This is a genomic window from Mesorhizobium huakuii, from assembly GCF_030160235.1.
Lineage (GTDB): Bacteria > Pseudomonadota > Alphaproteobacteria > Rhizobiales > Rhizobiaceae > Mesorhizobium > Mesorhizobium huakuii.
Map to the genome: position 1 here is coordinate 1 of NZ_BSNY01000001.1, position 6,160 is coordinate 6,160.

Genomic DNA, 6,160 nt, shown 5'->3' on the forward strand with positions numbered 1-6,160 from the left:
TGGTGATGAAGTAGGGGCTGAGGTAGCCACGGTCGAACTGCATGCCTTCGACGACTTCGAGTTCGGTCTCGGCGGTCTTGGCTTCCTCAACCGTGATGACGCCCTCGTTGCCGACCTTCTGCATCGCTTCCGCAAGGAAGCGGCCGATCTCGGCATCGCCATTGGCCGAGATGGTGCCAACCTGGGCGATCTCATCATTTCTGGTCACCTTGCGGGCGTTGGTCTTCAACTCCTGGACAATCGCCTCGACGGCCTTGTCGATGCCTCGCTTCAGGTCCATCGGGTTCATCCCCGAGGCAACGGCCTTGGCGCCTTCCTTGACGATCGCCTGCGCGAGAACGGTCGCGGTCGTGGTGCCGTCCCCGGCGATGTCGTTGGTCTTCGAAGCGACTTCGCGGACCATCTGGGCGCCCATGTTCTCGAACTTGTCCTCAAGCTCGATTTCCTTGGCGACGGTGACGCCGTCCTTGGTGATGCGCGGGGCGCCGAAAGACTTGTCGATGACGACGTTGCGGCCCTTGGGGCCGAGCGTCACCTTCACCGCGTCGGCGAGGATGTTGACGCCGCGCAGCATGCGCTCACGGGCGTCGGAATGAAATTTCACTTCCTTGGCAGCCATTGGATCACTCCTTCAATAGGCAGCTTCATTGACTGGATTGCGGTCGGAGCCTCTGTCAGGCGGCCTTCTTGACCGCCGCGGTCTGCTCGATCACGCCCATCACATCACTTTCCTTCATGATCAGCAGGTCCTCGCCGTTGAGCTTGATCTCGGTGCCGGACCATTTGCCGAACAAGATGCGGTCGCCGGCCTTGACATCGAGCGGCGTGAGCTTGCCGCTCTCGTCGCGCGCACCCGGGCCGACGGCGATGACTTCGCCCTCCTGCGGCTTCTCCTTGGCAGTGTCGGGGATGATGATACCGCCGGCCGTCTTCTCTTCGGCCTCGATGCGGCGAACCAGGATACGATCGTGCAATGGACGGAACGTCATGTCGTTCTCCTTCAGGACAAACAGATTTTTGAGGTTCCTCCACACCGGACCGGCAATATCGGGCCGGTGCAGGGCGTCGCGACCCCTTTCTCAGGCATCGCGCGCATATCGAGCTAGTTTTGGCATTTTCGAGTTTCAAGGGCTCGCCGGAAAAATTTTGGCGCTCTGCATTCGAGAGTGCTAGGGACATGAATTCATGAAGCTATTTTCGCTGGGACGCATGATTTTTAGGTCTTGAAATTCTATTCGAGCTCCACGAAATTTTTGGCGCTGAGGTCCCGTAGGGGGCCTCCTGCACCACAACGATGCCAAGGAGATTGTTAGGAAGCGGAGACTGTCGATGGAACGAACTTTCCCAAAAAACATCCCCTCGATCGCCCCTGAAACCTCTGATCCTTCGCTTGACCGCCTGCTGTTTCCGGCGCGGCACTTTAGTCACCCCGATGAGGTGGTGGGCGACCGCACGCTCGACCCTCAGGAAAAGCGCGCCATTCTCGCCTCATGGGCGTCGGATGCTTGCGCCGTCGTCTCCATGCCTGCGCTGCGAAAGCCACCGGGTGCTGCGAGCCCGGTGACGTTTGACGCCGTCATGGATGCACTTCGCCGACTGGACGATAGTCGCGCCGAGCTTGCCAGTGACTTCAAGGAACGGCGGGACCGAGAACGCCCGCAAAACCTTGACGCCTGAATGCAACAAGGAAGGAGAGACGCATGGTCAGCAGGGAATTGCGGCTGCAGATGGAGGGCTACGGTCTCACAACCGCGGAGATCCACTACCATCTCCCCGATCATCCAAGCCTTTTGCAGCTCTACGTTTGGCAGGAATACGATCTTGCACCGGAATTCCCAACCCTGAAAGGGTTTCTGAATTACTGGGAGCGCGAACTCGAAGGCGCGCTCCATTCCGTGCGCGTTGCCCATCACCGCTTGATCCGGCCTTCCGAATGGCAGGCGGTAGACGGCATTTTTACCATTCAATAGCCGGCGCCCAATCGTGGCGACCAGCGCCACCCGTCCGGCTGCCGACACCCCTTGAACCCAAAAGAGGTCTTTCCAATCTCTTTCTATGTCGAGCGCAGCTTGGCGGATGTCGGGCAGAATTCCGTCTTGTTTGCTATGGCGTCCAAGCTCGTCGACTTGCCGGATCCTTGCCACGCAGAGGCGAGGCAGGATCGGTTGCCACACTGTTTGAAGGGAGGTCACCATGGAAGATGGAATGTTCAAACAGGCGATCTTCGTACGAGATGATAGCTTCGCTCTCCGAAGGATCGCTTGTGTCATGGATGCGATAGAGTTTCTTGAGGAATGGCCGCTCGAAAGGCGCGGCCTGCTTCACGCAGCGGCGAGTGACACTTGCTACTCCGCATATGATGGTCGAAAGTCCGTCGATGCGGCACACAAGACATTTACGACTTGGGCACGCAGGGTCGGTGTCATTGAGGATGTTCCCGCGGCGCCGCCTTGGATGACAGGGCCCAAGATTGGCGGTGCAGGCCGTCGCGCTGACGGTTGATCTCGCGTGCGGCGGCGGTCGTGCCGCGCACCCGATCGATAACGTCAGCGGTGCCACGGGGTGAGGAATCGACCAGGATCCTGGACGATTGTGGGCATCTCCGATCGATAGGGAAGCTGGACATCGAAAGCTGAGCGAACTCGCCAAACTCGTCGGCAGTTTGCCCTTCGCCTCATGAACACGAGCGGAGACTACGCCATTGCCGTTTATTCGCTTGATCATCATTGTCCTCACGATGGCATGTTTCGCGCTCTTGTTTGCGAAACTGGTCCGGCAGACAGAGAAGGCAAATTTCAGATCGTTGCCCGATACCTCGCGCTGCGGCGAAGCTGTTGACTGTGTGCCAAAGCTGCCCCCGACCAAGGATTAGTAGCTGGTCTTGCGACCGTGCTTGCTGCTGAAGTGCCAGCCGGATCGAGGCAGGCCACTGCTACAGCACGGCAGGGCGACGGATGAAACGCTCCCGTTGAAGCGCATGATGGTTCCGGTCGTTGCCCCAAGGCGTGTCACCCCTGAGGCCTGCGCGATGCGTCGGGTCTTGATGTCAAAATGGCGCCAAAATCGTTGGCGATCAAAATGCAATGTGCCCTTTTTGGGCTGGCATTGAATGGAGGTTAGCAATGATCCGCAAAGTCGCAATCGCCAGTGCTCTTGTCGCCATTTTCAGCATCCCTGCATTTGCAGCCACGGAGTACTGGGTGGCTAAGGATGCGGCGACCAAGAAGTGTGAGGTGGTGACCAAAAAACCGGACGGCACAAAACTGACCGATGCCGGCAATAAGACGTATACAAGCAAGGCCGATGCCGAAAAGGCATTGAAGGAACTGGCTGCTTGCAAATGAACTGATGGCTAGTGAGGGCCGCTCTGGCCTACTCCTGGGCGGCCTACACTGTCGGCCAATAGTCGTCTTCGCAGTCTTTCAGGAATAAGGGCTGGCAAGACACTTGCAGCGACGGCCTCGCGAACTGTCATGCCAACGACACACCGTTGTCGGGCGAGGCCGTCCAAATCTGCGAGCATCCTCAAGACCTTAAACGGCGCGCTTGGAATCGTTGGAATAGCGTGGCGATCCATGCATCTCTGATCAACTACCGACGCCCGGATGCGCCCGGGCCGGATCTGCCACGTCGCCTTCGTCATCGGGGTCGATCAGGTCGATCAGCGCTGCCACCCGTGTTCCCGGCAGCGGTCGTCCCTGGCTCATCAACGCCTCGTCACCGAAGGCCCAGGCCCATGCCTCTCTCAACTCCTCAAGCGAGGCACCGGACGCGATGATTTCCGCAATCGTCGCGTTGTCCACGGGTCCGAGGACCGAGACAACGTCTTGGCGTGTCATGGGGCATCCTTTTCCTCCGTTCGAAATACCTGCGAAGCAGATGGGTATTCGATGGAGCGCTTGCCACCAGCCATTTCGAAGGCGGTCGCGAAACTGCCTTGGCGGTCCCTCTTGACGCAGCGGAAGTCAATTCCCAAGTCATTCCTCGTCGGTCGCCGCACAAGGGGCCGATGTGTCAGGGAGCGCCATGCTTCTTGGCGTTCCCTCGTACCTATGTTGCTCCAAGGAGGATGTAGTTATGAGAACGAACCTGGACTTTTCCCCCTTCTATCGGTCGAGCATCGGCTTTGACCGCATCTTCAACCTGCTCGAAAACGCCAGCCCGCCACAGAACGCGGACAACTGGCCGCCCTACGATATCGCCAAGCTCGGCGAAGACACCTACCGCATTGTCCTCGCGGTCGCCGGTTTCGGGGAAGATGAGCTTACGATCACGCATCAGCCGAATATGCTCGTGATCGAGGGCGCCAAGACAGAGGACGACGAGGTTCAGTACCTCCATCATGGCCTGGCGTTGAGGTCGTTCGCGCGCCAATTCGAACTGGCCGACCATGTAACCATAGTCGGGGCGAAGCTCGAAAACGGTCTGCTGATCATCGACCTCAAGAAAGAAATTCCCGAGGAGATGAAGCCGCGCCGCATCGCGATCAATGTCGAGACCGACAAGAAGGCGGCGTCCAAGCGCATTGAAAGCGCGGCGGCCTGATCTTTGGCGGTCGGCCCGCACCCCGTCCTGTCGTGGGTGGGGTCCGGGTGCGACCCAACACGGAAAGGAGAAGGATCAAATGAGCGTACGTGACTTGATTCCCTGGAGCCGTGGCGGCAGCCAGGCACCGAGCCTTTATCGCGGTGACGACATGGATCCGTTCCTGTCGTTGCACCGCAATGTCAACCGGCTATTCGACGAGGTGTTCCGCGGTTTTGACACGCCTTCGGCGCTGGGCCGCATGGCCCCTCTCAACGGCACTTGGCCAAGCGTGGAGTTCTCGGAAACCGATCAGGAAATCCGGGTGACGGCCGAAATCCCTGGCCTCGATGAAAACGACGTCGAGGTCATGCTGGATGATGGTGTTCTGACACTTCGCGGCGAGAAGAAGGCGGAGACCGAGGACAAGGACCGCCAGTTCAGCGAACGCTATTATGGGCGTTTTGAGCGGCGCTTTAGTCTCGGCCGTGAGGTTGAAGACGACAAGGTGGCGGCGACGTTCAAGAACGGTGTGCTCACCGTGACATTGCCCAAGTCCAAAAAGGCGCAGGCAAATGCCAAGCGCATCGCAATCAACGGCAACAAATGACGGTCGCGAAGCAAGGCCGGGGCTCGATGAAGCCCCGGCCTTCGCAGATAGCGAGGAACGTCAAATGACAGAGATACTCACACGAGCTAAACAATCGAACCGCATCACATTGAATCCTTGGCAGGGCGAGAAACTCCAACTGTTCGATGGCGGTCTCGACACCCCAACTCCAAGGACCAACCAAGCCTTGGCACGGATCTTTCGGCCCGGCCGTTCGGTCATGACTTCGGCGCGGGTTACGTGCCGGCCCTGGCGCCTTGAGTTCGAACGCCGAACTCCGCTCGTCATCGATCATCTGATGGGTTATTGCGGCGGCGGCGACACACTCACCCAGGTGCAACTGGATTTCCCGACCCGGGAAGCAGCGGTCGCCTTCGCTGAGAGGCAGGAACTGGATTATGTCGTACAGACCGATCCGCCTGAGTGGCCTCGACCAAACGTTCGAAACCGCTTCCGTAGCACCGCTGTTCATCCTTGCTCTCGCAATAGCCAGGCAAGAAATGGAGTACAGTAATCATCGGGAGGTAACAATGAAGAGTCTGGCTTTTCTAGTTCCTGTCCAGATCAAGACCAACGACGTGATCCACCACATAAACTCGGTGCGGGAGGCGCTCGTATTCCTGAATCAATGGCCGAAATCGAAGCGAGGACCGGTCTACAGTTGCGCTGTCAGAGGTTGCAACGCCGCGATTGCGGGGCACATGACAACCGACCAGGCACGGCAGGCATTTGTTGGCTTCGCAAGAATTTCCGGGATCCTGGCCAAATTCGATTTCTCTGTGCCGTCCGACACAAAAGTAGCAGAAGGGCCGCCAAAAGGCGGCTTCGTTTGAGGGGCTGGCGAAGGTTGCCGACTAACCACGCGGTGGGACACCATCTGTCATCGCGTCAAGGAACGGAATCCGGTGCAATAGACCTCCCGCCGCACCGCAGAGTGATCCGACTTAAAACGAAGCCCCACCGCAAGGCCCAACTTGAACAGTTGGACGTGAACGGATAGCGAACACTGTCCGTTAAGCCATTGAA

The 6,160-nt window shown here is 58.5% G+C and carries 11 protein-coding genes; 8 read left to right on the plus strand and 3 right to left on the minus strand.

All coding sequences use genetic code 11. The features are described 5' to 3' along the window. On the minus strand, window positions 1-619 hold a 619-nt coding region (gene groEL / locus QQK95_RS00005), incomplete at its 3' end, for a chaperonin GroEL (protein WP_284267508.1). Between the two features lie 55 nt (window positions 620-674). Next, window positions 675-989 (minus strand): co-chaperone GroES, encoded by a 315-nt coding sequence (gene groES / locus QQK95_RS00010; protein WP_096448926.1) that lies wholly within the window; start codon window positions 987-989, stop codon window positions 675-677. Window positions 990-1,329: 340 nt separating this feature from the next. Between groES and QQK95_RS00015 the strand changes: the two genes are divergently transcribed. The 4 genes from QQK95_RS00015 to QQK95_RS00030 all read left to right on the plus strand — a co-directional run bounded on the left by QQK95_RS00015 (window position 1,330) and on the right by QQK95_RS00030 (window position 3,344). Beyond that, window positions 1,330-1,677: a hypothetical protein gene (locus tag QQK95_RS00015; protein ID WP_284267510.1), complete on the plus strand. Its 348-nt coding sequence runs from the start codon at window positions 1,330-1,332 to the stop codon at window positions 1,675-1,677. A 23-nt stretch (window positions 1,678-1,700) separates the two neighbouring features. Beyond that, window positions 1,701-1,970 carry an usg protein gene (locus QQK95_RS00020; RefSeq protein ID WP_284267511.1) on the plus strand — a complete coding sequence of 90 codons (270 nt, stop codon included), beginning with the start codon at window positions 1,701-1,703 and terminating at the stop codon, window positions 1,968-1,970. A gap of 298 nt (window positions 1,971-2,268) precedes the next feature. Continuing rightward, window positions 2,269-2,502, plus strand: a complete 234-nt coding sequence (locus QQK95_RS00025; protein WP_236952387.1) for a DUF982 domain-containing protein — start codon at window positions 2,269-2,271, stop codon at window positions 2,500-2,502. Window positions 2,503-3,122: 620 nt separating this feature from the next. Next, window positions 3,123-3,344 carry a hypothetical protein gene (locus QQK95_RS00030; RefSeq protein WP_064982205.1) on the plus strand — a complete coding sequence of 74 codons (222 nt, stop codon included), beginning with the start codon at window positions 3,123-3,125 and terminating at the stop codon, window positions 3,342-3,344. Window positions 3,345-3,587: 243 nt separating this feature from the next. Here the strand turns inward: QQK95_RS00030 and QQK95_RS00035 are convergent, their stop codons facing one another. After that, window positions 3,588-3,839 (minus strand): hypothetical protein, encoded by a 252-nt coding sequence (locus QQK95_RS00035; RefSeq protein ID WP_284267512.1) that lies wholly within the window; start codon window positions 3,837-3,839, stop codon window positions 3,588-3,590. 238 nt (window positions 3,840-4,077) lie between these two features. Between QQK95_RS00035 and QQK95_RS00040 the strand changes: the two genes are divergently transcribed. From QQK95_RS00040 to QQK95_RS00055, 4 genes are all read left to right on the plus strand, one after another. Further along, a complete protein-coding gene (locus QQK95_RS00040; RefSeq protein WP_284267513.1) occupies window positions 4,078-4,545 on the plus strand; it encodes an Hsp20 family protein in 468 nt (155 codons plus the stop codon). Between the two features lie 79 nt (window positions 4,546-4,624). After that, complete coding sequence (locus QQK95_RS00045) at window positions 4,625-5,134, plus strand: Hsp20/alpha crystallin family protein (protein WP_284267514.1); 510 nt, start codon at window positions 4,625-4,627, stop codon at window positions 5,132-5,134. Window positions 5,135-5,198: 64 nt separating this feature from the next. Next, window positions 5,199-5,648, plus strand: coding sequence for an NADH dehydrogenase ubiquinone Fe-S protein 4 (locus QQK95_RS00050; protein ID WP_240565172.1), 450 nt, complete (start codon window positions 5,199-5,201; stop codon window positions 5,646-5,648). Between the two features lie 16 nt (window positions 5,649-5,664). Then, window positions 5,665-5,967, plus strand: a complete 303-nt coding sequence (locus QQK95_RS00055; RefSeq protein ID WP_240565171.1) for a DUF982 domain-containing protein — start codon at window positions 5,665-5,667, stop codon at window positions 5,965-5,967. Window positions 5,968-6,160: the final 193 nt, after the last annotated feature.

Excerpts from the sequence above, each read along its gene's own strand:
- groES (WP_096448926.1), bottom strand. The coding sequence starts at position 989 with ATGACGTTCCGTCCATTGCACGATCGTATCCTGGTTCGCCGCATCGAG.
- QQK95_RS00015 (WP_284267510.1), top strand. The coding sequence starts at position 1,330 with ATGGAACGAACTTTCCCAAAAAACATCCCCTCGATCGCCCCTGAAACC.
- QQK95_RS00020 (WP_284267511.1), top strand. The coding sequence starts at position 1,701 with ATGGTCAGCAGGGAATTGCGGCTGCAGATGGAGGGCTACGGTCTCACA.
- QQK95_RS00025 (WP_236952387.1), top strand. The coding sequence starts at position 2,269 with ATGGATGCGATAGAGTTTCTTGAGGAATGGCCGCTCGAAAGGCGCGGC.
- QQK95_RS00030 (WP_064982205.1), top strand. The coding sequence starts at position 3,123 with ATGATCCGCAAAGTCGCAATCGCCAGTGCTCTTGTCGCCATTTTCAGC.
- QQK95_RS00035 (WP_284267512.1), bottom strand. The coding sequence starts at position 3,839 with ATGACACGCCAAGACGTTGTCTCGGTCCTCGGACCCGTGGACAACGCG.
- QQK95_RS00040 (WP_284267513.1), top strand. The coding sequence starts at position 4,078 with ATGAGAACGAACCTGGACTTTTCCCCCTTCTATCGGTCGAGCATCGGC.
- QQK95_RS00045 (WP_284267514.1), top strand. The coding sequence starts at position 4,625 with ATGAGCGTACGTGACTTGATTCCCTGGAGCCGTGGCGGCAGCCAGGCA.
- QQK95_RS00050 (WP_240565172.1), top strand. The coding sequence starts at position 5,199 with ATGACAGAGATACTCACACGAGCTAAACAATCGAACCGCATCACATTG.
- QQK95_RS00055 (WP_240565171.1), top strand. The coding sequence starts at position 5,665 with ATGAAGAGTCTGGCTTTTCTAGTTCCTGTCCAGATCAAGACCAACGAC.